This is a genomic window from Streptococcus sp. FSL R7-0248 (assembly GCF_037967965.1).
Lineage (GTDB): Bacteria > Bacillota > Bacilli > Lactobacillales > Streptococcaceae > Streptococcus.
Genome location: NZ_CP150201.1, coordinates 1707223 through 1734030, shown reverse-complemented (window position 1 = coordinate 1734030; position 26808 = coordinate 1707223). Strand labels below are relative to the sequence as shown.

Below are 26808 nucleotides of genomic sequence, written 5' to 3'. Positions count from 1 at the left end.
AGACAGTCTTTTGACTAGATTGGTCTACGCTCAAAACATCTCCTCGTGCATCAGAAAACTTTGAACCGTTTTTAAAAGGAAAACAGATATGAAAGAAATATTCCTACAAATCTCAAACCGACAAGACTTGTCTCAAGACCAAGTCCAAGCAGTCTTTGACCGCATTCTCAAAAATGAAGTCTCAGAAAGCCAAATCGCTGCCTTCCTTATGGGACTTAAAACTAAGGGAGAAACAGCAGATGAAATCACAGGTATCGTGCGTGCTCTCAAATCGCATGCGACGGTCTTGCCTGAGACCTTCACAGATGCTATGTGTAACTGTGGAACTGGTGGGGACCAGTCTTATAGCTTTAACATTTCAACAACGGTTTGCTTTGTCTTAGCAGCAGGTGGTATTCGTATGGCCAAGGCTGGTAACCGTTCGATTTCCTCTAAATCTGGTTCGGCAGATGTCCTTGAAGCCCTTGGAATCAACGTTTCGGCGTCGCCAGAAACCCTATCTAAAGCACTTGATGAGGTTGGTTTGGCCTTTATCTTTGCCCAAACCATGCACCCAGCCATGCGTTTTATCGGTCCAGCTCGCCAAGCTCTTGGAATTCCAACGATTATGAACTTGGTCGGACCACTGGCTAATCCGCTTGACCTTGAGACACAACTTATGGGCCTCTACCGTGTGGAATTGCAAGAGATTGTTGCTAATGCTATCCAACAGTTGGGACGTAAACGTGCGGTTATTATCACAGGTCCTGACAATATGGACGAAGCTGCTCTCTATGGCACTAACACCTACACCCTTTTGGAAGATGGTCACATCAGCCAACACACTTTCACTTATGAAGATTTGGGTATGGAAAAGGTTGAGTTGTCTGATATCACAGGTGGTGATGCTAAGGAAAATGCAGAGATTCTCCTTAGTGTCTTGAAAAATGAAGCCAGTCCTTATCTTGAAACAACAGTGCTTAATGCAGGTCTTGGCTTCTTTGCCAATGGTAAGGTTGAGACCATTAAAGAAGGCGTTGAGCTTGCTCGCCAATTGATTGCGGACGGATCAGCCCTAGAGAAACTTCACCAACTCCAAGAGGTACAAGTATGAGTAAAGCCTTTCTCCCAACAATCTTAGAACAAAAAGAAAAAGAAGTGGCCCAGTTGGTCATGGAAGACTTGCAACCCTTGCGCCAGACCTATCGTCTTTATGAGTTTCTCAAGTCAAATCAAAACAAGCTGCAAATTATTTCTGAAGTGAAAAAAGCTAGTCCAAGTATGGGTGATATTAACCTGGATGTGGATATTGTGGCTCAGGCCAAGACCTATGAGGAAAATGGGGCAGCCATGATTTCTGTTTTGACGGACGAGGTTTTCTTCAAGGGTGATATTTCCTATTTGAAAGAAATTTCGTCAGAGGTGGCTATTCCAACCTTGGCTAAGGACTTCATTATTGATGAGAAACAGATTGTGCGTAGCCGTAATGCGGGAGCGACAGTCATTCTCTTGATTGTAGCGGCCTTGCCAGAAGCTCGTCTCAAGGAGCTCTATGATTTTGCGACTAGCCTTGGCTTGGAAGTCTTGGTTGAAACGCATAATCTGCCAGAATTGGAAGTGGCTCATCGTATTGGTGCTGAGATTATCGGTGTTAACAACCGTAATTTGGTGACTTTTGAGACAGATATCAATACCAGTCTTGAGTTATCAACGCATTTCAAGGACAAGCCTGTTTATATTTCTGAGTCAGCTATTTTCACAGGTCAGGATGCTGCCCTAGTTGCCCCATATTTTAATGGGATTCTGGTAGGAACTGCCCTTATGACGGCTGACAATGTGGCTGAAAAGGTCAAGGAGTTGCAAATTGACAAAGGTTAAAATTTGTGGACTGTCGACACCAGAAGCAGTAGCAACTGCAGTTGAAGCAGGTGCTGACTACATTGGCTTTGTGTTCGCCAAAAGCAAGCGTCAAGTGAGTCTTGAACAAGCTCACGGGCTGGCTAAAGGGGTGACAGGCCAGACAAAAATCGTCGGTGTCTTTGTTTCACCTAGTCTTGAAGAACTGGAAGAAGCGATTAGTCAGGTTCCCTTAGATATCGTTCAGATTCATGGAACTTTTGATGAAGCTCTGATTCCAAAGATATCAGTACCAGTTATTAGAGCTATTCAGATTTCGGATAGTGAGTCTCAAGTCAAGAGCCAGGCGGATTATCTTCTTTTTGATGCTCCTATTGCTGGTAGTGGTCAGACCTTTGACTGGCAACTCTTGGCGGACAAGCAGATTGAACAGGTCTATTTCATCGCTGGTGGTTTGACTGTGGACAATGTGGCAGAGGCCAAGGAAACTTTCCATCCCTATGCCTTGGATGTGTCCTCAGGTGTCGAGACAGATGGTCACAAAGATTTAGATAAGATTAAAGCATTTATAGAAAGAGTGAAAGCATGACATATCAACAACCTGATGCAAAAGGATTTTACGGAAAATTCGGTGGTCAGTTCGTTCCAGAAACGCTGATGACAGCCGTTATTGAATTGGACAAGGCCTATCGTGAGGCCAAGGAAGATCCAAGTTTCCAAGCGGAATTGGATGATCTCCTCAAAAACTATGTGGGCCGTGAGACGCCTCTTTACCACGCTAAACGTTTGACTGATCATATTGGTGGGGCACAAATTTATCTTAAACGTGAGGACCTTAACCACACAGGTGCCCACAAGATTAACAATGCCCTTGGTCAAGTTTTACTTGCCAAACGTATGGGCAAGAAGAAAATCATCGCCGAAACTGGTGCAGGTCAACACGGTGTTGCAACAGCGACAGCCGCAGCCCTTTTCGACATGGACTGTACAATCTATATGGGTGAGGAAGATGTTAAACGTCAGGCGCTTAATGTTTTCCGTATGGAGTTGCTTGGTGCCAAAGTTTTCAGTGTTACAGATGGTTCGCGCGTGCTTAAGGACGCTGTAAATGCAGCCCTTCGTGCTTGGGTAGCAGGTATCGAGGATACTCACTACATCATGGGATCTGCCCTTGGTCCCGCACCATTCCCAGAAATTGTTCGTGACTTCCAATCTGTCATCGGTCGTGAAGCCAAACGTCAATACGCAGAGATTTCTGGCGGTAAACTGCCTGATGCCGTCATGGCTTGTATCGGTGGTGGTTCAAATGCTATCGGTATGTTCTACCCATTTGTTAATGATAAATCAGTAGCTATGTATGGTGCTGAGGCTTCTGGTTTGGGTCTTGATACTGAAAAACATGCCGCAACCTTTGCCAAAGGTCGTCCAGGTATTCTTCATGGAGCGCTTATGGATGTCCTCCAAGATGCTCATGGTCAAATCATGGAAGCCTTCTCTATCTCGGCTGGTCTGGACTACCCAGGGGTTGGTCCTGAGCACTGTTATTTCAACGAAATCGGCCGTGCGACTTACGACTCTATTACGGATGAAGAAGCTCTCGAAGGCTTCAAACTTCTGTCACGTTTGGAAGGAATTATCCCAGCTCTTGAGTCTAGCCATGCTATTGCCCTTGCGCAAAAAGTGGCAGCTAAGATGTCGCCAGACCAAAGCCTTATCGTCTGCCTCTCAGGTCGTGGGGACAAGGACGTTATGCAGGTTAAAGAACGTTTCGAAGCTGAAGCAGAAGGGAAATAAACCATGACAAAAACACTAACAAAACACCTACAAGCTATCAAAGACAGTAAACGCGGTATTTTCGTGCCTTATATCATGGCGGGTGACCACGCTAAAGGCCTAGACGGACTCTTTGAGACTATCGCTCTCTTGGAAAATAGTGGTGTCTCAGCTATTGAGGTGGGTATTCCATGGTCAGACCCAGTGGCTGACGGTCCCGTTATTGAACTTGCAGGACAACGTAGTTTGGCTAAAGATGTGACTTTGACAGCTATTATCAAGAAGCTTCAGGAACAAAAAACACAGGTGCCTTTGGTTATCATGACCTACATCAACCCAGTTTATCAATATGGTATTGAAGCCTTTGTTAAGGACCTGGCAGATACATCTGTCAAGGGGCTCATTATTCCTGATTTGCCAGATGAACACGCTGACTTTATCACTCCTTATTTGAAAGACAGTGATATTGCTCTCGTGCCTCTGGTGAGCTTGACTACAGGTATTGACCGTCAAAAACAGTTGATTGATGGTGCAGAAGGCTTTATCTACGCTGTTGCCATTAATGGTGTTACAGGTAAGACTGGTAATTACCGTGATGACCTTGACAAACACTTGGCTAACTTGACTGCCCATGCAGACATTCCAGTTCTCACAGGTTTTGGTGTGTCAACAGAGGAAGACATTAAACGCTTTAACGCTGTATCAGACGGTGTTATCGTAGGATCGAAAATCGTCCGTGACCTCCACGACGGTAAGGAAAAAGAAGTCGCTGAATTTGTTACATTCGGTTCACATTTTGAAAAATAGAAGATGATGCTCTCCAGAAATGGGGAGTGTTTTTTCATCAAAAACATTCTTGGGGATATTTTGATTTTCTTAGTTTCCAGTATTATACTATGAGTGTGGAGTGGCAATTACATTTATCTCTTGTTCTTATTTTCATCTTACTTATAGAAAGAAGGTAGACAAATGAAAGTATCATTAAGGGTAATGCTAGGAGTCTGTTTCTTAATAGGAGCATTACTATTTTTCTATCGTGGAGAGAATCACTATGCACTGATTTTCCTTGTGGTTGGTGCCTTGTATCTTTATAAGGGGTTAAGCTGAGAGTTAAATCTCGTATTGAATGAATAAGCCTGTTTAGTGACATTTATGTCACTATTTTTTTCTTTTTGGAAGCTATAGAATGATTTTATAACTAAAAAGAAAGGAAGAGAAGGCATCACAGAACATGATTAATCATATTTTTTCATTCTTTCTATCACACAAGAAAGCTCTAGCAATACTCTTTATGATTATTTATTTGGCTGTTATTTACCTAGGCATGTTTAAATTTTTGTATGTTGAAGGCAGGGATTTTGGACGTAGCCTCGTCAACTCAATCTTATCTTAGTAAAGTGTAGCACCTCTTAGGTGGTGTTTGTTTTTTAAAGATAAATCTACAAACGTAAACAAAACCCTTGACATATCTCCACAGCAGTGTTAAAATAAATCTACAAAAGTAAACGAATGATAACATTCAGAAAGGAACTATCATGCTGACAATTTCATCTGCGGAATGGGAAGTCATGCGAGTGCTCTGGGCTAAGGGGCAGGCGACTTCTTCAGAGATTATAGCAATTCTATCTAAGAAGCTAGACTGGTCGCCTTCGACAGTTAAGACCTTGCTTGGACGTTTGGCGGACAAGGGGTACCTAACTAGTCAGCGTCAAGGACGAGGGTTTATCTATCAAGCTAGCTTGGGGGAAGATGAGGCGAATTTTCAGGCTTTAGAAGCTGTTTTTGACAAGATTTGTTTGACCAAACATAGCGATTTGTTGGGTCAACTCATGGCAAAGACGCCGATGACCCAGGCCGATGTGGATAAGTTACAGGCCGTGCTTGCAGCAAAAGAACCTGTGGATCAGGTGGTTTGTGACTGTGTGCCTGGTCAATGTGCTTGTGGGCATCATATGGAGGTGATATAGGAAATGGCAAAAGAAACCTTTGTGGTTAATGGGATGACCTGTGCATCCTGTGTAGCCAATGTTGAAAATGCTGTTAATAAGTTGGATGGTGTGGACAAGGCTGTGGTTAACCTAACCACCGAAAAAATGTCTGTGGATTACGCTGGGGATAAGGTTAGTCCAGAAGCTATTGAAAAAGCTGTGGCTGACGCTGGTTATGAAGCTGAAGTTTACAATCCAGACACAGCCAAAAGCCAGGAAGAGCGTGAAGAAGACAAAATTCACAAGGTACGTGAGCGCCTCATTTGGTCATCTGTCTTCACCATTCCTCTCTTTTATCTTGCTATGGGCCCAATGGTTGGTCTACCTGTGCCAAACTTCTTGTCTCCTCACCATGCAGCCTTGACTTATGCCTTGGTGCTACTAGTTTTGACAGTACCAGTCATGTGGTTGGGCCGTTCCTTCTATAGTAATGGTTTTCGTACCTTGGCCAAGGGTCATCCTAACATGGATGCCTTGGTAGCCTTGGCAACATCGGCAGCCTTTCTTTATAGTCTCTATGGTACTTACCATATTTCATTGGGGCATGCCCATCACGCCCACCAACTTTATTTTGAGTCAGTGGCTGTTATTTTGACCTTGATTACTCTAGGAAAATACTTTGAAACCCTGTCTAAAGGTCGAACTTCAGAAGCTATCAAGAAACTCATGCACTTGTCAGCCAAGGAGGCAACCGTCCTTCGGGATGGTAAGGAAGTCAAGCTTCCTGTGGATGAGGTTGTTCTTGGTGACCATATTGTGGTCAAACCTGGGGAAAAGATAGCCGTGGATGGTCAGGTAATTTCTGGTAGCTCTGCGATTGATGAGAGTATGCTTACAGGGGAGTCACTCCCTATTGAAAAATCCTCTGGTAAGCCAGTGTTTGCAGGTTCTATTAATGGTCAAGGTAGCTTAATTTATGAGGCTGAAAAGATTGGTAAGGACACCTTACTTTCCCAAATCATTAAATTGGTTGAGGATGCCCAACAAACCAAGGCACCGATTGCCAAGATTGCCGATCAAGTGTCAGCGATCTTTGTTCCTGTTGTCATGGCTATCGCACTTGTTTCAGGTCTCTTTTGGTACTTTGTCATGGGACAAACCTTTACCTTCGCTATGACAGTAGCAGTTAGTGTCTTGGTTATTGCTTGTCCATGTGCTTTGGGTCTTGCGACACCGACAGCTATCATGGTTGGTACAGGCCTTGGTGCCGAACACGGTATTCTCTACAAGCGTGGGGATGTGCTCGAGCTAGCTCACAAGGCTGATGTCCTCGTTTTTGACAAGACAGGAACTATTACTCAGGGTAAACCTCAGTTGGTTTCTAGCTATACCTATGACAATAGTGGAGCAACCTTACAGCTTTTGGCATCCTTGGAAGCCAAGTCCGAACACCCTTTAGGTCAAGCCATCCTTGTAGCAGCAGAAAATGCTAACTTGGACTTGTTAGAGATGGATAACTTTTCAAGTTTGACTGGACGAGGTCTTACTGCCAGCTATGCAGGTAAAACTTATCTAGCTGGAAATCAAACCCTTATGGCTGAGGAAAAAGTCGACTTGACTTCAGCACAAGCTGATTTCCAAAGCTTGACGGCCGATGGTCAAACTCCTATTTTCCTAGCTGAAGATGGTAAGTTAATTGGACTCTTTGGTGTAGCCGATCAGGTTAAAGCAGATAGTGAAGATATGGTGGCAGCCCTTCATCAAATGGGCAAGGAAGTCATCATGTTGACTGGGGATAATGACCAAACAGCTCAAGCTATCGCTCAAAAGGTTGGCATCAAACGCGTTATCAGTCAAGTGCTTCCGCAAGAGAAATCTAGGGTGATTAGCGACCTTCAGGCAGAAGGAAAATCAGTCATCATGGTTGGTGATGGTATCAATGATGCCCCAGCCCTTGCGACTGCCGATATCGGTATTGCCATGGGATCAGGGACAGATATTGCTATGGAAAGTGCCGATATGGTCCTTATGAAACCCAACCTCATGGATGTCGTTAAGGCTCTGAAAATTAGTCAGGCGACTATCACAACGATTAAAGAGAACCTCTTTTGGGCCTTTATCTACAATATCTTGTCTATCCCAGTAGCTATGGGTGTCCTCCACCTCTTTGGAGGTCCCCTTCTTGACCCAATGATAGCAGGACTTGCCATGAGCTTTAGCTCTGTCTCAGTCGTCCTCAATGCTCTGCGCCTCAAACGTCGCAAAGTCTAAGTGTCGATTGCTTACAACTCTCGCCATTAAAGGAGTGTACTAAAAAAATAATTAAAGAAAAGGAAGAAAGAAAAATGACAAAAACATATAACATCACAGGAATGAAATGCCAAGGCTGTGTTAACACCGTTACTGAAAAACTCTCCGCTGTCAAAGGTGTAGACAAGGTTCAAGTTGACCTCGAAAACAAACAAGTCACTATTGAAGGGAAACCTTGGAAATGGTCTCTCAAACGTGCCCTTAAAGGCACTAAGTTCGAGCTTGGTGACGAAATTTAAGACAGGAATGAAACAGCTATTAGGCTGTTTTTTTGCCTATAATCTTTTTGAAAATCCCTTCCTTTTGTGATATGATTAAGGTAATTATGTTCTCAAAACTGAGACTAGAAAATCAAGAAAAGAAAACGGTATACCTATGTCTAAACAAACCCTTATCCTTCTCTACGGTGGACGTTCAGCAGAACGTGAAGTGTCTGTGCTCTCAGCTGAGAGTGTTATGCGTGCGGTGGATTACAGCGCATTTGAGGTTAAAACCTACTTTATCACTCAGTCTGGTGATTTCATCAAAACACAAGAATTTACAGAAACACCAAGTGATGATGAGAAGCTCATGACTAATGACACAGTTGTGGCTAGTCAGGTTATCAAACCAAGCGATATTTATGAGGAAGGCGCTGTGGTATTCCCTGTGCTCCATGGACCTATGGGTGAGGATGGATCTATCCAAGGTTTCCTCGAAACCCTTAAGTTGCCATACGTGGGTACTAATGTCTTGTCATCAAGTGTGGCTATGGACAAGATTATGACCAAGCATATTCTTGAAGTTGCAGGTGTCCCTCAGGTTGCCTACACAGTCTACATCGAGGGTGAAGATTTGGAAGCAGCAGTAGCAGAGACGCTTGAAAAATTGACCTTCCCAGTTTTCGTAAAACCTGCTAACATGGGGTCATCTGTTGGGATTTCGAAAGCTGAAAACGAAGCGGAGCTTCGTGCAGCGATTGATCTGGCTCTCAAATATGATAGCCGTATCTTGATTGAGCAAGGTGTGGTTGCCCGTGAAATCGAAGTTGGTATCCTTGGAAATACAACTGTCAAAACGACAGATCCAGGTGAAGTGGTCAAAGACGTGGCTTTCTATGATTACCAAGCTAAATACATTGACAATAAGATTACCATGGACATCCCAGCTCACGTGCCTGCAGAAGTCATGACGCAAATGCGTACCTATGCAGCCAAGGCCTTCCGTGCTCTTGGTGGTTGTGGTCTTGCTCGCTGTGATTTCTTCCTGACAGAGGATGGAGCCATCTACCTTAACGAGCTCAACACCATGCCAGGTTTCACTCAATGGTCAATGTACCCACTACTTTGGGAAAATATGGGACTTTCTTACTCAGACCTTATCAAGGAATTGGTAGCCTTGGGACAAGAAATGTTCGAAAAACGTGAAAGCCATTTGATTTAAGCATATTGGAAATTATGCAAAAAAGGTAGAGTTTAACCTCTACCTTTTTATACTCTCAATTAAACTAGTAATTAACTAACTGTAATTAAGGAAAGTGAGGTAATTGATATGTCTAGAATAGCCTGGTATCGTATACTCTTCTTTTTTGAGAGCTTACTTTTTCTTCCAAACTTTATTGCCAATGTGCAAGTCTTAGCAGAAAAACAAAACAACTCAAACTCCTATCTATCACCTATCTTTTTAGCTTTGATTTATGTAATGCCACTATATTTGTTGATACTATGGCTTATTCATAGGCTCAAAGACTTACGTATAGATGTCGAGGGGCTTATGACGATAGGACTTCTAGGCTGTTGTCATCTATTGGCTTGGTTTCTCCCAACTTCATTAGTGGATCATAAATCGATATTTTTGGCAGTTATGGGTGGAATATGCTTTATCTTGATTTGTTTTATATTAAGTAAGTTTGAACGTAAGCATATTTTTGATTCTTTGAAAAGTAGACTTGGGTGGCAATCTTCGGCAATAATTGTGGGATTAGGTATGACTGTCCTTGAGTTTAGCACAAATTACTCTCTGATAAATGCGGTCTCAAGCAATGGGGGAATTTATTACACAACGGTTGATTTACTTGTTATAGCATTACGAGTGGTAAGGTTGTTGTTGTTTGTCATTTTACTATCTAATAAAAAATATCTAAGTCTTATCACTTGTTCCATACTATTTATTATGTCTTCGTTGAGCGAGTTGGTTTTAGGTATAACAATGACTCATAATTTAAGTACGTCAAATCTTTTTTTTTATGTGTCTTTCCATATATCTTTTCTTAAGACTTTGTGGTATTGGGGCTGCTTTAGTTAGGTTATGGGAAAGAAAGGTTGGTACTCACCTTGATAGAGAATCAAAAGTTGTTGAAGAACCTGCTAAGACTGGTAAAGTCTTTGGGTTCATGGATAAGTTTATTTGTGGAATGGCATTTCAGTCTCCATGGCTTTGGACTGCCTATTTCATAGGAGTTTTGAATCTTATTTTTATGTTAAGTGGCTTTCTAGTAGGTGGTATAATTGGTTTTGTTTTCCTCCTTCTCTTTGCAGGGTTTACTATTGCATGGCTTATTTTTCCAGTAATTATGATTCATTTTGGAATAAAAATGGGACAAAAAGCTCTTCTTTGTGTGGCATTTGTTGTCTATTTATTGACATTTATAGGAATCATAGCTTCTCATACTCCGTTTGACCCTAAATCCGTTTTCCTTCAGCCTATTCAAGTAGTTTTATTATTAATTGGAGTATTGACTGTTAATAAATAGTATCTAGAACACAGACATCTTAGTCTCGGAGAAATCCCTGAGACTGAGGTGTTTTTTTCTTTACAGAAATCTAGATTTTATTTATATCTTTTCTTTATCACGCTGATAAAAAATACATATTATCCAAATAATCTAACAGGTGGTAGAATAAATCTAACGTTTCAAATGAAATAGAGCAATTCATTCGTGTTTGATGAAGATTTGCGTATCGCAATGATTACCAGAGGCGAGTGAAGTCAAAGGGCTAGAAGTTGATGTCAGTGAGTGCTTACGGAATTTTCTACGCCTTTTGTATCTTGTTTTGAGGAGGTAAGTTTTGGACTGGTCCATTGTTCAACAGTATTTGCCCTTTTATCAGAAGGCATTCTTTTTAACTTTACATATTGCCGTTCTGGGGATTCTTGGTTCCTTCCTTTTGGGCTTGGTGGTGAGTGTTATTCGTCATTATCGAGTGCCGGTTTTGAGTCAGCTTTCGACGGCTTATATTGAGCTATCTCGTAATACGCCGCTCTTGATTCAGCTCTTCTTTCTCTACTTTGGCTTGCCTCGTATAGGTTTGGTTCTATCGTCAGAGGCTTGTGCTGTGGTAGGTTTGATTTTCTTGGGTGGTTCCTATATGGCGGAGTCCTTCCGAAGTGGTCTAGAGGCCGTTAGTCAGACCCAGCATGAAGTGGGCTTGTCTATTGGTTTGACGCCGTTCCAAGTCTTTCGCTATGTGGTCTTTCCTCAGGCAGTAGCTGTGGCGTTGCCGTCATTTAGTGCTAACGTCATCTTCCTTATCAAGGAAACGTCAGTATTCTCAGCGGTAGCCTTGGCGGATTTGATGTATGTAGCCAAGGATTTGATTGGTCTTTACTACGAAACCGATGTGGCTCTAGGCATGTTGGTGGTGGCTTATCTCTTGATGTTGCTACCGATTTCTCTAGTCTTTAGTTGGATTGAAAGGAGGTTACGCTATGCAGGATTCGGGCTTTCAGGTTCTTCTTCAGGGGAATAATTTCCTACGTATCTTACAAGGTTTAGGCGTAACTATTGGAATTTCCATCGTTTCGGTGCTTCTGTCCCTTTTACTAGGAACCCTTTTTGGAATTGTCATGACTTCGAAATCCAAGATTGTACGTTTTTTGTCACGTATTTATCTGGAATTTATTCGTATCATGCCCCAGTTAGTCTTGCTCTTCATTGTTTATTTTGGTTTGGCTAGGAATTTTAACATCAATATCTCAGGCGAGCTATCGGCTATTATCGTCTTTACCCTTTGGGGAACGGCTGAGATGGGTGATTTGGTGCGTGGGTCAATCACGTCGCTACCTAGACACCAGTTTGAGAGCGGAAGGGCCCTTGGCTTGACCAATGGCCAACTCTATACCTATGTGATTATTCCGCAAGTCTTGCGTCGCTTGTTGCCTCAGGCTATTAACCTGGTGACACGTATGATTAAAACTACGTCCTTGGTGGTTTTGATTGGCGTAGTTGAGGTGACCAAGGTTGGTCAGCAGATTATTGATAGTAACCGCCTGACTATTCCAACAGCTTCTTTCTGGATTTATGGCACGATTTTGATTCTTTATTTTGCCATTTGTTACCCAGTATCTAAGCTGTCTACTTATCTTGAAAATCGTTGGAGGAATTAAGATGACAGAAAGCATTTTACAAATCAAGGATTTGAAAAAGTCCTTTGGGGACAATGAGATTCTCAAAGGCATCTCCTTGGATGTTAAACAAGGTGAAGTCGTTGTTATCCTGGGTTCCTCAGGTTGTGGGAAATCGACCTTGCTACGTTGTATCAATGGCTTGGAGACCATCCAAGGAGGGGATATTCTCCTGGATGGCAAGTCTATCACTGGTAGCAAGAAGGATTTTCACCTGATTCGTCAGAAAATCGGAATGGTCTTTCAAAGTTATGACCTCTTCCCGCATTTGGACATCCTGCAAAATCTGATTTTGGGGCCGGTCAAAGCTCAAGGGCGTAACAAGGAAGAGGTTATTGTGGAGGCTGAGAAACTTTTGGACCGTGTGGGACTTTTGGACAAGAAGCATAGCTTTGCGCGACAACTGTCGGGTGGTCAAAAGCAACGTGTAGCCATTGTCCGTTCACTGCTCATGCATCCTGAAGTTATCCTCTTTGACGAGGTGACGGCGTCGCTTGACCCTGAGATGGTTCGTGAGGTCCTGGAACTAATCAATGACCTCGCTCAAGAAGGGCGTACCATGTTGATTGTAACCCATGAGCTTCAGTTTGCGCGTGCCATCGCTGACCGTATTATCTTTATGGATAAGGGTGTCATCGCTGAGGAAGGGACTGCTGAAGAATTCTTCAATCATCCAAAGACACAGCGAGCTCAAGAGTTCCTCAATGTCTTTGACTTCAGCCAGTTTGGTGCCTATTTGTAACCCATTGTTTTTAGTAAAAAATATAATATTTTAGGAGATATTTATGAAATTAACAAAGAAAATTTTTGCCCTATTAGCTCTCGTCTTTGCCTTGGTGGCAGTGACTGCTTGCTCAAGTAACAGTAGCTCTGGTAAATCAACAGCCAAAGCACGTACTATTGAAGAAATTAAGAAGAGTGGTGAACTCCGTATCGCCGTTTTTGCGGACAAGAAACCTTTTGGTTATGTAGATAACAAGGGTGCTTACCAAGGTTACGATATTGAACTTGGTAACCGTTTGGCTAAAGACTTGGGTGTTAAACCTAAATACGTCTCAGTAGATGCGGCCAACCGTGCAGAATTCTTGATTTCAAACAAGGTAGATATTACGCTTGCCAACTTCACAGTAACTGATGAACGTAAGAAACAAGTGGACTTCGCTCTTCCTTATATGAAAGTCTCAATCGGTGTGGTGTCACCTAAAGACAAGGTCATTAAGGACGTTAAAGAGCTTGAAGGTAAGACTTTGATTGTTACTAAGGGGACAACTGCTGAAACTTACTTTGAAAAGAACTACCCAAATATCAAATTGCAAAAGTATGACCAATATAGCGACGCTTACCAAGCCCTCCTTGATGGTCGTGGCGATGCCTTCTCAACAGATAATACAGAAGTTCTTGCTTGGGCTCTAGAAAATAAAGGTTACGAAGTTGGAATCACATCGCTTGGTGACCCAGATACGATTGCCCCAGCCGTTCAAAAAGGTAACAAAGAACTCCTTGACTTTATCAATAAAGACATTAAGAAACTTGGCGAAGAGAATTTCTTCCACAAAGATTATGAAAAAACACTTCACCCAACTTACGGTGATGCAGCTAAAGCTGATGATCTCGTGGTTGAAGGTGGCGAAGTGAAATAAGACTAATTCCTCTCTAAGGGGAAGTCTTGCTTAACAAGAATAAAACAACCACTCCTGCTTCTAGCTGAGCTAGATATAAGCAGGAGTGGTTGTTTTGTTTTAGGGTGATTTTTTTCTCACCTTTTTGCTTTTTATGTTTCTCCACCCAATGACAATAATTGACAAGAAAGCGGTTTCCACCATTCCCCAAAAAAGAAAAGAGTCAATATAATCAAAAAAAGTTTTGCGTTCTCCATAGACCGAGGTAGAGCCATCTTTCCAAGTAATGATTTTGTCCCTATCATCAATCCTTTTGTAGGACTCATCATTATAAGTCAAATAATGATCCTTCCGTACATACATATTCAAATAGTTATAGCCGTGCTTTGTGGGAAGGTCTGAAAACAGACTTTCCTTGGCGTAAACTTCAATGTAAATGGTTCCATCTTTAAGACCTTTAGTTTTCTGAGTTCGAGCATTTTTGATAAGGAGTTTTCCATCTTGTACAATCTCCCAATCGTACTTACGACTTCTTCCTCCTTCGTTATAGGAAATAGCAAGCTTGTGGTTTTCAGACTGCCATAGCCCGTAGATACTATTTTCACTGATACCATCATAAAAGAATCTAATATAGATGTTGACTATAGGTACCATGATTAGAAAACAAATACTCAAAATCTTGACTAAACGGTCTTTGAATTTACCCCAACGTGCTCGCCATCCAGTTTTGTACTTTTGTGTTCTTCGATATTCATTTTGTGAATGGTCACTTATATTAATTTTCTGTCGGTCAGCGTATTTTCTCTTTAGTTGATGCCTCATTTAGCCTATTTTTCCTTTTTAGATTTCTTTTTATTCTCCAATCGACAAAAATGACATACAAAATCATAGAACCAATAATTCCAAATACGATATAAGGTTTCAGACGATCAAACAAGGTTATTCGTTGACCATAAAGGGATTTTGAACCATCATTCCAGGTAATGCTCTTGTTTTCATCATCAATCCGTTTGTAGGATTCGCCATCATAGGTCAAATAATTGTCTTTACGGACATACATATTTAAATAGTTGTAGCCGTTCTTTGTGGGAAGGTCTGAAAACAGGCGTTCCTCAGCGTAAACTTCAATGTAGAGGGTCCCATCCTCTAAGCGTTTAATATCATCAACGCGTGCATTTTTAATGAGGATATTTCCATCTTGAACAATATCCCAATCACGCTTACTTCCCTTTGAACCATCTTCATATGATATGGCAAGCTGATGATTTTCAGATTGCCACAGACCGTAGATACCATCTTTAGAAACCCCATCGTCAAAGAAAATCATATAGACGATGAAAATCGGTATCATGAGTAGGAAACATATCCCAACAATGTTGGCTAAACGGTCTTTGAATTTACCCCAACGTGCTCGCCATCCCGTTTTGCGTTTTTGTTCTTTTCGATATGCTTTTTGTGAATGATACTTTCGATTGAGTTTCTTTCGGTCAACGTATTTTCTTTTTGTTTGGTGTTTCATTGAGTTTTTCTCTCCTCTTTTGCCGAGCCTCTAAAATAACAAGAAAGAAGCCCAGTCCCAAAATTCCACGATAGATAGTTTGAACAATTGTAGATAGGTTGGTTTTCCGTTCACCATAAGGGCTGGTAGAACCATCTTTCCAAGTGATAGTCTTGTTTCCAGAATTGATACGCTTGTAGGACTCGCCATCATAGGTAAGATAATTGTTTTTGCGAAGATAGAAATCTATGTAGCTGAAGCCGTCCTTGGTAGGTAGGTCTGTCAGGTAGCCTTCCACAGTGTAGAGCTCCATGTGAAGAGTCCCGTCATTAAGCCGCTTGACCGGGCGAGTTCTAGCAGCATAGATAATATACTTACCATCCTGTACGACTTGCCAGTCGATATTTCCTCGTTTCTGAATATGCTTATAGGAAATCGCTAACTTATGATGATTAGACTGCCAGAGACCATATATGTTATCTTCATTGACTGTATAATGATCATAATAATAAAAGCCACCCCAAAGCAGTGCAAGCAGCACTAAGATAATCAATTCAGATGTTGGCTCTAGTGGGATGATCTTTCTCCAATCAAACCGCCATCCTTTAGGTTCTTCAATACTTTGGCAGTCGCTATTTATATTTTCCTCTCCTTTAGAGAGAGTGATTAATTTTTTCTTTGTCATGCCTAATCCTCTCATCAACCATTGTAACAAATTCATCTCCCAAGCAAAAGCTAGCCTGATTTGTGATATAATTGGGAGTGATTGCGGGCAAGAAAATCTTATTTCTTGCCAGACTTGTAAAAATAAAACAGAGGATTTTAAGATGAAACTGACACTCCATGAAATTGCCAAGGTTGTTGGCGCTAAAAATGATGTCACAGCCTATGAAGATGTTGCCATTAACCAGATTGAGTTTGATAGCCGTAAGATTACAGCGGGAGACCTCTTTTTGCCGCTCAAAGGTGCACGTGATGGACATGATTTTATCCCAACAGCCTTTGACAATGGTGCTCTAGCGACATTCACAGAAAAAGAATTATCGGCTGATCAAGCCCATATCCTAGTCGATGATGCTCTTGAAGCCTTCCAAAAACTAGCTGCCTACTATCTTGAAAAGACCGGTGTTGACGTTGTTGCGGTGACTGGTTCTAACGGTAAGACAACGACCAAGGACATGATTTATGATATCTTGGCCACAACCTATCGTACTTACAAGACCCAAGGTAATTACAACAATGAGATTGGTCTTCCTTATACTGCCCTACACATGCCTGATGATACGGAGAAAATCGTCCTTGAGATGGGGCAAGACCACATGGGAGACATTCACCTCTTGTCAACCTTGGCGAAGCCAAAAACAGCTGTTGTTACCTTAATCGGAGAGGCTCATTTGGAATTCTTTGGTAGCCGTGACAAGATTGCTCAAGGTAAAATGCAAATGCAAGACGGTATGCCTGATGGTAGCCTCTTGCTGGTACCTAGTGATCCTATCGTCGATCCATTCTTGCCAAGCAATCTTGAAGTGGTACGCTTTGGGGATGGTGCGGAGCTTACGGTCTCTGAGTTGACAGAGTTCAAAGACCACCTCACCTTCTCAACAAACTTCCTAGACGGACAAGTTACTTTGCCAGTCACTGGAAAATACAATGCCACAAATGCCATGGTTGCTGCCTATGTCGCAAAACACTTGGGTGTAACTGAGGAAAATATCCTCTCAGCTCTTGCTAACTTGCAGCTTACAAAGAACCGTACTGAATGGAAAAAAGCAGCTAACGGTGCCGACATCCTTTCAGATGTCTATAATGCCAATCCAACAGCCATGAAGCTCATTTTGGAGACCTTCTCAGCCATTCCTAAGAATGAAGGAGGCAAGAAAATCGCTGTCTTAGCCGATATGAAAGAACTCGGTGAACAGTCCGTGCAACTTCACACGCAGATGATACTAAGTCTGACACCAGATGCTATTGATACGGTGATTTTCTACGGTGAAGACATTGCAGAATTGTCACAACTTGCTAGCCAAATGTTCCCTCTTGGTCATGTTTATTATTTCAAGAAAACAGCTGACGAAGACCAATTTGACGCTATGGTTAAGCAAATCAAAGAAAGCCTAGGTGAGCACGATCAAATCTTGCTCAAGGGCTCTAACTCTATGAACCTAGCTAAGGTCGTGGAAGAATTACAAGCTAAGAATTAAGTTCTCTAACCTGCTCTCTAAAGCAGGTTTTTGCTTTACCCTGAAATTTGATATAATAGCAGGCATAGTAATTTCAGCAGGAGAAGAGAATGAAGAATTTTTTGACAACCACCCAAACTCATCCACCTCAGATACCTTTGCCCTATTATTTGCTTATGCTTTTGGCGATGGTACTTCTGAGTTACTTGAGTTGGCGTTGGTATAAGAATAAGATATGGCGTTGGACCTTTCTCACTTTCCAAGCCATTCAACTCTTTGCCCTTTATACCTGGTACCTCTGGCAGGGCTTTCCACTTTACATTAGTCTGCCCCTTTACCATTGCCGCATGGCCATGTTTGCTGTTCTCCTCCTGAAAAATAGTAGAATAAAGAGCTATTTCGCTATTATGGGAGTTGTCGGGACTTACTGTGCATTGATTTATCCAGTATTTGATCCCTATGAGTTTCCACATATCACAGGCTTTTCTTTCCTAATTGGTCACTATGCCCTACTGGTCAATAGCCTCAATGTCATTTTTAACAGTTATAAAATCCATCCCGTCAGCAAGCGGCTGATTGTGGTGGCTACCTTATTACTAAATCTAGCTTTGGTAATAGTTAACCAGACCATCGGTGGAAACTATGGCATGCTTAAACACACACCATTTATTATGGGAACTCCCTTACTTGTCAAATACCTTGCTGTTTCAGGAGCTCTGATTATTCTCATGATAATCATGAAAAAAGGTCTGGAGCATTTTGAAGAGAAATATTAAATAAATGAAGAAACACGCTATCAGAAAGTTGATAGCGTGCTTTGTCAATTTATTTGTTTTATTCTAGTTTTATTCTAACACAAAACGCTTTCAGAATTGCTTTCACACTGTAATTTGGATATAATAAAAGAGCTGTGCCTGCGAGAATTATCGCAAGCCTCGACAACAAATGTAGCTTTCAAAAGACAGAAATTTTCTGAATAAGTGCTACAACGATCTTGCTTTTCGTTCTGGTAAAACCCCTATTGCTATTAGTAGCTCTGGGACATGGGATGTTTGAGATTTACAAAGAAGCTACTGACATCCATACCACTAAGGAAAAGTAACAAAAAGATTATTTTCAAAGAAGAAAGAAAACTATGAGTATTCAAGACGAAATCAAAAAACGCCGTACTTTTGCCATCATCTCTCACCCCGATGCTGGTAAAACAACAATCACTGAACAATTGCTTTACTTTGGGGGTGAAATCCGTGAAGCTGGTACCGTAAAAGGTAAGAAAACCGGAAACTTTGCCAAATCAGACTGGATGGATATTGAGAAACAACGTGGTATCTCAGTAACTTCATCTGTGATGCAGTTTGACTATGCTGGCAAACGTGTCAATATCCTTGATACCCCAGGGCACGAGGACTTCTCAGAAGATACTTACCGTACCCTTATGGCGGTTGATGCTGCCGTCATGGTCGTTGACTCAGCCAAAGGTATCGAGGCTCAAACCAAAAAACTTTTCGAAGTTGTCAAACACCGTGGTATTCCTGTCTTCACCTTCATGAACAAATTGGACCGTGATGGACGTGAGCCACTTGACCTCTTGGAGGAGTTGGAAGAAGTGCTTGGTATTGCCAGCTACCCAATGAACTGGCCTATCGGTATGGGTAAAGCCTTCGAAGGACTTTATGACCTCTATAACGAACGCTTGGAGCTCTATAAAGGTGACGAGCGCTTTGCCAAGATTGAAGATGGTGATACTCTTTTTGCCAACAACCCATTCTATGAGCAAGCTAAAGAAGATATTGAACTCTTGACAGAAGCGGGTAATGAATTCTCTGAGGAAGCTATTTTAGCTGGTGAATTGACACCGGTCTTCTTCGGTTCTGCCCTTACTAACTTTGGGGTTCAAACCTTCCTCGATACCTTCCTCAAATTTGCACCAGAACCACATGGTCACAAGACAGTGGATGGCGATGAGATTGATCCTCTCAACAAGGATTTCTCTGGTTTTGTTTTCAAAATCCAAGCTAACATGGACCCACGTCACCGTGACCGTATTGCCTTCGTTCGTATTGTGTCTGGTGAATTCGAGCGTGGTATGAGTGTTAATCTAACACGTACTGGTAAAGGAGCTAAGCTCTCCAACGTCACTCAGTTTATGGCTGAATCCCGTGAAAATGTCGAAAATGCCGTGGCTGGAGATATTATCGGGGTTTACGATACAGGAACTTATCAGGTTGGTGACACCCTTACAGTAGGTAAAAACAAATTTGAATTTGAACCCCTACCAACCTTTACGCCAGAGTTGTTCATGAAAGTCTCTGCTAAAAACGTCATGAAGCAGAAGTCCTTCCATAAAGGAATTGAACAATTGGTGCAAGAAGGAGCCATCCAGCTCTACACCAATTACCAAACAGGTGAATACATGCTTGGTGCCGTTGGGCAACTTCAGTTTGAAGTCTTCAAACACCGTATGGAAAATGAATACAATGCTGAAGTAGTTATGACACCAATGGGTAAAAAGACCGTACGTTGGATTCAACCTGAGGACCTCGATGAACGCATGTCATCAAGCCGAAATATCTTGGCCAAAGACCGCTTTGACCAACCAGTCTTCCTCTTTGAAAATGACTTTGCCCTCCGTTGGTTTGCGGATAAATATCCAGATGTAACATTGGAAGAGAAGATGTAATACGGCACAAAAGATGACGATTTTAAATCGTTCATCTTTTGACGCTAGCCACTATCTTGTGGCTAGCTAGCCGTCTCACTAACTACGTCAGACGAATAATATCGATTCGTCTGACTTCGTGTCGTAATATCTTAATAATGATATCTACACTACATACTATGAGACCGTGGCTAAGTTCCTTACTAACTCGAAAACGGAAAATAATCGTTTCCGTTTTCTCATGTCGTAATACTATGTATAGTTTATGTAAATCGTTCATCTTTTGACGCTAGCCCCTATCTTGTGGCTAGCTAGCCGTCTCACTAACTACGTCAGCTGAATAATATGGATTCGTCTGACTTCGTGTCGTAATATCTCTTAAAAATAAAAGAAACCATAGGACTTTCACTTAAGACTGTCCTATGGTTTCTTTTATTTTTCTGTATTGAGTAATCTGCCTAGGAATCGTTGCAGGGCGAAGAAAACAATAAGGCTTGCCAATGTTTCTCCTAGGAAGGATGAGCTATTGATAATAAATGAATAGAGATAAGGGCTTTGTCCTTTAGGGGCATAGCTTCCCCAAAAGATGACACCGGCTATAAAGTGAATGAGGTAACGAGCAAAGCTACCAAGCAGAATCCCCTCAGTAATCACCATCAGAGACTTGACTTTATTACCTTCTTTAATGGCTTTATCAAGGGCTGGTTTGACCACACCACTGATACCAATCAGACTAAAGGCGACAAAATACTCCAGAAAACCTTGTGTTAAGGTTAGCCAACCACCGGCTGCCTGTCCTGTCACCACTTGAAGTAGCCCCCAGATAAGACCGCCCATAGCACCAGCCTTTAAGCCCCAGCGAAAACTGAGGAGAAAGATGGGTACCATCTTAAAGGAAAGGGAAATCCAAGGGCCTAGTGACATGGGCTGGGTAACTAGGTCCAGGATATAAGCAATGGTTGCAAAAAGGGCAACCTCAATCATTGGCCGAATATTTGTTTTCGACATAAAAAAACCTCCTATACCAATCGTCTTGATTGGCTATTTTTGCCACATCAAAACGACGTCATAGAAGTTCCTCTATTTCAATCTATTTTGAGACACATCCCTACGCAGGTCCTAACCTGATCAGGTGGTAAGAGTTTAGGCAAGTCTTGAAGAAAAATCAAGCTAGCCATTCTCAGCAATTGCTCCTCTTGTGACTCTTTAATTGTACTACTAGAAACCCATTTCTGCAAGTGTCTGAAATCCTAAAATTGTGGTATAGTTAAAGCAAGGATTATCTTTACAATAAAAAAGGAGAAACAACTATGGGACTTTTTTCAGGACTGCTTGGCAACGCATCTAAAAAAGATAATGATAAGGTTGAGCGCCAATTGGAAGGTATCTTAATTCCAGGTGAACAGGTGGAGTTAGCCTATGTTTTAGTTCGTGACTTGATTGTCTTTACAGAGAAGCGCTTGATTTTAGTCGATAAGCAAGGTGTCACAGGGAAGAAAACCTCTTACAAGTCTATCCCTTATCACTCAATCTCTCGTTTTACTGTAGAGAGCTCGGGGCACTTTGACCTAGATGCTGAACTTAAGATTTGGATTTCATCGGCACTTGAGCCTGCAGAAGTACTTCAATTTAAGAGTGATAATAATGTCTTTGAAATTCAACAAGCTTTGGCAGCAGCAGTGCTAAAGTAATGAGGAAGAAAAATGTTTATTGAAAAAGAACTGGGTTATAAGCGTCACTGGATTAATATTGACTCAGATATTATTTCTGAGCAATCCTACCTTTATACCAAGTATGATATTGATCAGGAAACCATAGAGTATGCCTTGGATAAAAATGAACGTGCTCACATGGACTACAATCGTGAGAATGGGACAATTACCTTTATCTATAATGTTCTGGCTCTTGAGAAGGACAAGGAATACTATGAAACCATTCCTCTGACCTTTATTGTACAAGATACGCGTTTGGTGACCATTAGTAATGAGGATAATGCTTATGTGATTAGCAAAATGGAAGACTATGTGGATAACCATGAGGATTTATCCATTTATAAATTGCTCTTTGCAGGGCTTGAGATGATTTCAAATGCTTATTATCCTGTCATTGAACGTTTGGATCAGCAAAAAGATGAGGTTAGTCGACGTCTAAGACAGACTACGACTAGTAAGAATCTTTACGACCTTTCAGATTTGGAAACAGGCATGGTCTATTTGGTGGCTGCCGCTACACAAAACCGTCTTCTATTGGAACACATCAAGGGGCACGCCATTTATCGTCGTCTCAATGAGGTCGAAAAAGAACAGTTTGATGATGCTATGATTGAAGCTAGACAGTTAGTAGCCATGACGGACCTCATTTCTAAGGTCTTACAGCAACTATCAGGTTCTTATAATAATATCCTAAACAACAACCTGAACAACAACTTGAGTAATTTGACCATTATTGAGGTACTCTTGGGAGTACTTGCCGTCATTACCGGTTTCTTTGGGATGAATGTTCCTTTACCGTTTATGACTGTCAGTCCGGCCTGGATCTTCATCATTATCGGTAGTGTGATTCTTTGTTTGGTCTTGGCCCGCTACCTGCGTTGGTTGGTCCATAAATAATAATTAGTGAGTGAAACCGTCTTCTCAAATTGGAGGCGGTTTTAAAACGTTATTTTCTGTCTTTTTATTTCTAAATATGATAGACTAGATGAGTTGTTAAAATAAACGACTATTAAATACAGGTAGTTAAACTACTACACAACCAAGTCTCATAAGGTGGCTTCGCACCGCCTTCAAATAGAAAGAAGAATACTTTGAAATTTACAGATTTAAACCTATCAGAAGACATCCAATCAGCTGTTGTAGCTGCCGGTTTTGAAAAGCCATCACCTATCCAAGAGTTGACGATTCCACTGGCTCTTGAAGGTAAGGATGTTATCGGTCAGGCCCAAACTGGTACTGGTAAAACAGCTGCCTTTGGTTTGCCTACCCTAGATAAAATTCGTACAGAAGAAAATACAATCCAAGCCCTTGTGATTGCCCCAACACGTGAGTTGGCAGTGCAATCTCAAGAAGAGCTTTTCCGTTTTGGCCGTGATAAGGGCGTTAAGGTTCGCTCAGTCTACGGTGGCTCTAGTATTGAGAAACAAATTAAGGCCCTCCGTTCAGGTGCCCACATTGTTGTAGGGACACCAGGTCGTCTCCTTGACCTTATCAAACGTAAAGCTCTGAAACTCAATAATATCGAGACTTTAATTTTGGATGAAGCTGATGAAATGCTTAACATGGGCTTCCTTGAAGATATTGAAGCTATCATTAGCCGAGTACCAGAAGAACGTCAAACCCTTCTTTTCTCAGCAACTATGCCTGATGCCATCAAACGTATTGGTGTGCAGTTCATGAAAGATCCTGAGCATGTGAAAATCAAGGCTAAAGAATTAACAAATGTTAACGTTGACCAATACTTTATCCGAGTGAAGGAACAAGAGAAGTTTGATACCATGACCCGCCTTATGGACGTTGACCAACCAGAATTGTCAATTGTCTTTGGACGTACCAAACGTCGTGTGGATGAGTTGACACGTGGTTTGAAACTTCGTGGTTTCCGTGCAGAAGGTATCCACGGTGACCTTGACCAAAATAAGCGTCTTCGTGTTATCCGTGACTTCAAGAACGACCAAATCGATATTTTGGTTGCGACAGACGTTGCAGCGCGTGGTCTTGACATTTCAGGTGTCACTCACGTCTACAACTACGATATTCCACAAGATCCAGAAAGCTACGTTCACCGTATTGGACGTACAGGACGTGCAGGCCAATCAGGTCAATCTATTACTTTCGTAGCACCAAATGAAATGGGTTACTTGGGAATTATCGAAAACTTGACTAAGAAACGCATGAAAGGTCTTAAGCCACCAACAGCTCAAGAAGCCTTCCAAGCTAAGAAGAAAGTTGCCCTTAAGAAAATCGAACGTGACTTTGCGGATGAAGCTATCCGTTCTAACTTTGACAAGTTCAAAGGTGATGCGGTTAAATTGGCTCAAGAATTCACTCCTGAAGAATTGGCACTTTACATCTTGAGCTTGACCGTTCAAGACCCAGAGACAATGCCAGAAGTGGAAATTGCTCGTGAAAAACCATTGCCATTCAAACCATCAGGTGGTGGCTTTGGTGGTAAAGGCGGCAAAGGTGGCCGTAGCAACCGTGGTCGCGATAACAACCGTCGTGGTGGATACCGTGGCGACCGTAACCGCGATGACCGAGACGGTGGCCGTCGTGACTTCAAACGCAAGTCTAAGAAGAATAGCCGTGACTTCGAAAACCATGGCAACAAACGCCCACACCGTACCTCAAGCGAGAAGAAAAACGGCTTTGTTATCCGTAACAAGGGTGATAAATAAACAATGAAAACGCTCTATGAAAATAGAGCGTTTTTTTATATACCTATTTTTTGAGACTTCCCTTAGGTGAGTGCGGACGTCAGCGAACTTTTTCAAAGTTCCTAATTATAGTATTTTTTTATGAAAGCGCAAACATTTTAAGTGTAAAATAGTTATTATTAGAAAGTAGAAGTAGTAGTCTCAAGTAAATTCAAAAAAACACACGGTTATTTTTCCGTGTGTTCTTTGATATAGGCTAGTTTTTTCTCTCGGCTTTTTTTCTTAAAGAGTGCTTCGGCGCTCATGGCTTCAGGCTTGCTAGCGAAGGCTTCTGAGTAGAGGAGTTTAACTGGTAGGCGAGCTCTGGTATACTTAGCGCCCTTGCCTGAGTTATGGGTTTTGAGGCGGCGTTCGACATCTGTGGTGTAGCCTGTATAGAGGGTGCCATCAGCACACTCAACCACATACATGTAGGCCTTGCTATCCTTTTCTGTCATCGTTTAGGACTCACCCTCAGTCTTTTTTCCAAAGTAAATCTCATAAATTTCGTCAGTATAATCGCCATTTTCCTTATGCACAAAGAGTGGTGGAAGGATTTTCAAGCCATCTGTCGAGCCGTCTTTAATGGCTTCAATCAGGAGCATATTTGCCTCACGTCCCATCTTAGGATAGATAAACTGGATGCGTTTAGGTGCTAGATTATACTGGCGCATGGTGTCGATGATATCCAAAAAACGATCTGGGCGATGTACCATGGCAATGCGTCCATTGGATTTGAGGGCATGACGAGCGACCTGGCAAATTTCCTCTAGATTGGTTGTGATTTCGTGACGGGCCAAGAGGTAGTGCTCGGACAGATTCTTCTTGGACGTTTCTGTCGCCTTAAAGTAGGGAGGGTTACAGAGAATAAGGTCCACCTGAGATCGTGGGGCATGGTCAAGCAAATTTTTCAGGTCGTCATTGACAACGGTCACCTGGTCCTCTAGTTGGTTGAGAGTGACGGAACGTTTGGCCATGTCAGCCAGACGTTCTTGTAGCTCAACCAAGGTAATTGGTGCCTCAGTACGTGTACTAGCAAAGAGGCCAACGGCACCATTTCCCGAACAGAGGTCGACGATTAACCCCTTCTTGGGAATTTTTGGAAATCGAGAGAGGAGGACACTGTCGATAGAATAGCTGAAGACCTCCTTATTTTGAATGATTTTTACATCTGTGGAGAAGAGTTGGTCAATGCGTTCTCCATCTTTTAAAATTGGGTTTGTCATAGCTTTTATTGTAACAAAAAACAGCTCCCAAAGGAACTGTTGTGAGTGATTACTCTAGGACACCAAAGGTGTAACCTTGATCTTTGAAGTATTCGATAATTTGTGGAAGGGTCTGAACTGTGAGCTCCTTACCAGCAGTGTCGTGCATAAGCACAACCTTAACATGACTCTCAGGGAAATATTTTTGTGAACCATCCAAGTAGGCCATCATGGTTTCAGATGTCGTTGGGCGAACAGAGGCTGGTTCTGCATCACCACAAAGCATGTTCCAGTCAATCCACTGGACACCTTCCTTGGCGAGAGCTTGGTCAGTACTTTCTAAACCTTGCCATGACATATGACCACCAGGATAACGGAAGATTCTTGTCTTGAAGTCTTTACCTAGGATGGCTTGGAAATTAGCCATGGTTTGGTTAACCTCAGAAACAATCTGACTTTGATTAGGAACACGTCCTGGATAAAGGAGATTAAAGTTATGGCTGAGGCTATGGTTGGCAATCGCATGTCCTTCTGTAATTTGGCGTTTGAGGATGTCCGCATTTTCTTGTGTAATGGTGTAACCAATGTGGAAGAATGTGGCGTGAACACCGTATTCTTTCAAAATACTCATGACTTGTGGGGTCAGTGTTGGATCAATCCCATCGTCAAATGTTAAAAAGACTACCTTGTCGTCGATATCCTGAGACTGGCCTCGAATAGTGTTATTCACAGCAGTAACATCGTAAGCATAGTCAGAAGCTGCAATGCTGTGGTTACTACCTTTCTTGAGTTGTGTTTCATCATCTTCTTTAGCTTTTTCTGAAGATGAGCTTGTGCTATTAGCGACTTGTTCAGTCTTTTCAGCCTTGGCTACTTGTTCAGATTTCGTGTTATGGCGTTGGAATAGGACAAAGCCTAGGATAGCCAGAACAGCCAAGTTTGCAATAATGAGGCAAAGATTAAGTGCCTTTCGATTTTTCCCTATAATCTCAATACTTTTTTTCATAGT

Annotated in this window: 28 protein-coding genes and 1 riboswitch; of the genes, 21 read left to right on the top strand and 7 right to left on the bottom strand. The window is 42.0% G+C overall.

Translation table 11 applies throughout. From position 1 onward, the window contains the following. Positions 1-88 precede the first annotated feature (88 nt). The 15 genes from trpD (at position 89) to NYE32_RS07755 (ending at position 13870) form a co-directional block, all read left to right on the top strand. Positions 89-1093 (top strand): anthranilate phosphoribosyltransferase, encoded by a 1005-nt coding sequence (gene trpD, locus NYE32_RS07825; protein ID WP_064524247.1) that lies wholly within the window; start codon positions 89-91, stop codon positions 1091-1093. Next, positions 1090-1857, top strand: coding sequence for an indole-3-glycerol phosphate synthase TrpC (trpC, locus tag NYE32_RS07820; RefSeq protein WP_002891600.1), 768 nt, complete (start codon positions 1090-1092; stop codon positions 1855-1857). The genes trpD and trpC overlap by 4 nt, the downstream gene beginning before the upstream one ends. Next, positions 1844-2425 (top strand): phosphoribosylanthranilate isomerase, encoded by a 582-nt coding sequence (locus NYE32_RS07815; protein ID WP_013991048.1) that lies wholly within the window; start codon positions 1844-1846, stop codon positions 2423-2425. The genes trpC and NYE32_RS07815 overlap by 14 nt, the downstream gene beginning before the upstream one ends. Beyond that, positions 2422-3630, top strand: a complete 1209-nt coding sequence (gene trpB / locus NYE32_RS07810) for a tryptophan synthase subunit beta (protein WP_002891598.1) — start codon at positions 2422-2424, stop codon at positions 3628-3630. The genes NYE32_RS07815 and trpB overlap by 4 nt, the downstream gene beginning before the upstream one ends. 3 nt (positions 3631-3633) lie before the next feature. Beyond that, on the top strand, positions 3634-4416 hold the full coding sequence (gene trpA / locus NYE32_RS07805; protein WP_004183217.1) for a tryptophan synthase subunit alpha: 783 nt from the start codon (positions 3634-3636) through the stop codon (positions 4414-4416). Positions 4417-5144: 728 nt separating this feature from the next. Continuing rightward, a complete protein-coding gene (locus tag NYE32_RS07800; RefSeq protein ID WP_037599213.1) occupies positions 5145-5576 on the top strand; it encodes a CopY/TcrY family copper transport repressor in 432 nt (143 codons plus the stop codon). Between the two features lie 3 nt (positions 5577-5579). Beyond that, a complete protein-coding gene (locus tag NYE32_RS07795) occupies positions 5580-7808 on the top strand; it encodes a heavy metal translocating P-type ATPase (RefSeq protein ID WP_201059337.1) in 2229 nt (742 codons plus the stop codon). A gap of 74 nt (positions 7809-7882) precedes the next feature. Next, positions 7883-8086 carry a copper chaperone CopZ gene (gene copZ / locus NYE32_RS07790; RefSeq protein WP_002891592.1) on the top strand — a complete coding sequence of 68 codons (204 nt, stop codon included), beginning with the start codon at positions 7883-7885 and terminating at the stop codon, positions 8084-8086. A gap of 136 nt (positions 8087-8222) precedes the next feature. After that, entirely contained in the window at positions 8223-9269 is a 1047-nt protein-coding gene (locus NYE32_RS07785) for a D-alanine--D-alanine ligase (RefSeq protein WP_037599211.1), read from the top strand. 108 nt (positions 9270-9377) lie between these two features. Next, the gene (locus NYE32_RS07780; protein ID WP_339156978.1) at positions 9378-10130 is read left to right on the top strand and encodes a hypothetical protein; all 753 of its coding nucleotides are present in this window, start codon (positions 9378-9380) and stop codon (positions 10128-10130) included. An 88-nt stretch (positions 10131-10218) separates the two neighbouring features. Next, entirely contained in the window at positions 10219-10578 is a 360-nt protein-coding gene (locus tag NYE32_RS07775) for a hypothetical protein (protein ID WP_339156977.1), read from the top strand. Between the two features lie 316 nt (positions 10579-10894). Continuing rightward, entirely contained in the window at positions 10895-11575 is a 681-nt protein-coding gene (locus NYE32_RS07770) for an amino acid ABC transporter permease (RefSeq protein ID WP_214256875.1), read from the top strand. After that, entirely contained in the window at positions 11535-12212 is a 678-nt protein-coding gene (locus NYE32_RS07765) for an amino acid ABC transporter permease (RefSeq protein ID WP_002891585.1), read from the top strand. The genes NYE32_RS07770 and NYE32_RS07765 overlap by 41 nt, the downstream gene beginning before the upstream one ends. 1 nt (position 12213) lies before the next feature. Further along, positions 12214-12972: an amino acid ABC transporter ATP-binding protein gene (locus NYE32_RS07760; RefSeq protein ID WP_073950352.1), complete on the top strand. Its 759-nt coding sequence runs from the start codon at positions 12214-12216 to the stop codon at positions 12970-12972. Between the two features lie 43 nt (positions 12973-13015). Beyond that, a complete protein-coding gene (locus tag NYE32_RS07755; protein WP_070579596.1) occupies positions 13016-13870 on the top strand; it encodes a cysteine ABC transporter substrate-binding protein in 855 nt (284 codons plus the stop codon). 99 nt (positions 13871-13969) lie between these two features. On the opposite strand, the gene NYE32_RS07750 is transcribed toward NYE32_RS07755, so the two are convergent. Genes NYE32_RS07750 through NYE32_RS07740 form a run of 3 tightly spaced genes read right to left on the bottom strand, consistent with a single transcriptional unit; the run spans position 13970 to position 16032 of the window. Then, a complete protein-coding gene (locus tag NYE32_RS07750; RefSeq protein WP_048673843.1) occupies positions 13970-14671 on the bottom strand; it encodes a hypothetical protein in 702 nt (233 codons plus the stop codon). Then, positions 14640-15368, bottom strand: coding sequence for a hypothetical protein (locus NYE32_RS07745; RefSeq protein ID WP_339156976.1), 729 nt, complete (start codon positions 15366-15368; stop codon positions 14640-14642). The genes NYE32_RS07750 and NYE32_RS07745 overlap by 32 nt, the downstream gene beginning before the upstream one ends. Next, entirely contained in the window at positions 15337-16032 is a 696-nt protein-coding gene (locus tag NYE32_RS07740; RefSeq protein ID WP_339156975.1) for a hypothetical protein, read from the bottom strand. Before NYE32_RS07740 ends, NYE32_RS07745 begins: the two co-directional genes overlap by 32 nt. 142 nt (positions 16033-16174) lie before the next feature. Between NYE32_RS07740 and murF the strand changes: the two genes are divergently transcribed. The 3 genes from murF to NYE32_RS07725 all read left to right on the top strand — a co-directional run bounded on the left by murF (position 16175) and on the right by NYE32_RS07725 (position 20207). Then, a complete protein-coding gene (murF, locus tag NYE32_RS07735; protein WP_070655492.1) occupies positions 16175-17548 on the top strand; it encodes a UDP-N-acetylmuramoyl-tripeptide--D-alanyl-D-alanine ligase in 1374 nt (457 codons plus the stop codon). 89 nt (positions 17549-17637) lie between these two features. Then, positions 17638-18303 (top strand): TIGR02206 family membrane protein, encoded by a 666-nt coding sequence (locus NYE32_RS07730; RefSeq protein WP_070655494.1) that lies wholly within the window; start codon positions 17638-17640, stop codon positions 18301-18303. Positions 18304-18662: 359 nt separating this feature from the next. Beyond that, entirely contained in the window at positions 18663-20207 is a 1545-nt protein-coding gene (locus tag NYE32_RS07725) for a peptide chain release factor 3 (RefSeq protein ID WP_002884210.1), read from the top strand. Between the two features lie 411 nt (positions 20208-20618). Here NYE32_RS07725 and thiT read toward each other — a convergent pair whose 3' ends face one another. Then, positions 20619-21194 (bottom strand): energy-coupled thiamine transporter ThiT, encoded by a 576-nt coding sequence (thiT, locus tag NYE32_RS07720; protein ID WP_073689546.1) that lies wholly within the window; start codon positions 21192-21194, stop codon positions 20619-20621. Positions 21195-21274: 80 nt separating this feature from the next. Next, positions 21275-21393, bottom strand: a riboswitch (TPP riboswitch). A 103-nt stretch (positions 21394-21496) separates the two neighbouring features. Between thiT and NYE32_RS07715 the strand changes: the two genes are divergently transcribed. From NYE32_RS07715 to NYE32_RS07705, 3 genes are all read left to right on the top strand, one after another. Next, positions 21497-21877, top strand: a complete 381-nt coding sequence (locus tag NYE32_RS07715) for a PH domain-containing protein (RefSeq protein ID WP_013991039.1) — start codon at positions 21497-21499, stop codon at positions 21875-21877. Between the two features lie 12 nt (positions 21878-21889). Then, complete coding sequence (locus tag NYE32_RS07710) at positions 21890-22795, top strand: magnesium transporter CorA family protein (protein WP_002884299.1); 906 nt, start codon at positions 21890-21892, stop codon at positions 22793-22795. Positions 22796-22989: 194 nt separating this feature from the next. After that, positions 22990-24576 (top strand): DEAD/DEAH box helicase, encoded by a 1587-nt coding sequence (locus tag NYE32_RS07705; RefSeq protein WP_049545589.1) that lies wholly within the window; start codon positions 22990-22992, stop codon positions 24574-24576. 206 nt (positions 24577-24782) lie between these two features. Here the strand turns inward: NYE32_RS07705 and NYE32_RS07700 are convergent, their stop codons facing one another. The 3 genes from NYE32_RS07700 to NYE32_RS07690 are packed head-to-tail and all read right to left on the bottom strand — an operon-like array spanning position 24783 to position 26805. Then, entirely contained in the window at positions 24783-25052 is a 270-nt protein-coding gene (locus NYE32_RS07700; protein WP_008535312.1) for a GIY-YIG nuclease family protein, read from the bottom strand. A 3-nt stretch (positions 25053-25055) separates the two neighbouring features. After that, positions 25056-25820, bottom strand: a complete 765-nt coding sequence (locus tag NYE32_RS07695) for a tRNA1(Val) (adenine(37)-N6)-methyltransferase (protein WP_049545588.1) — start codon at positions 25818-25820, stop codon at positions 25056-25058. Positions 25821-25869: 49 nt separating this feature from the next. Then, a complete protein-coding gene (locus tag NYE32_RS07690) occupies positions 25870-26805 on the bottom strand; it encodes a polysaccharide deacetylase family protein (RefSeq protein ID WP_049545587.1) in 936 nt (311 codons plus the stop codon). Positions 26806-26808: the final 3 nt, after the last annotated feature.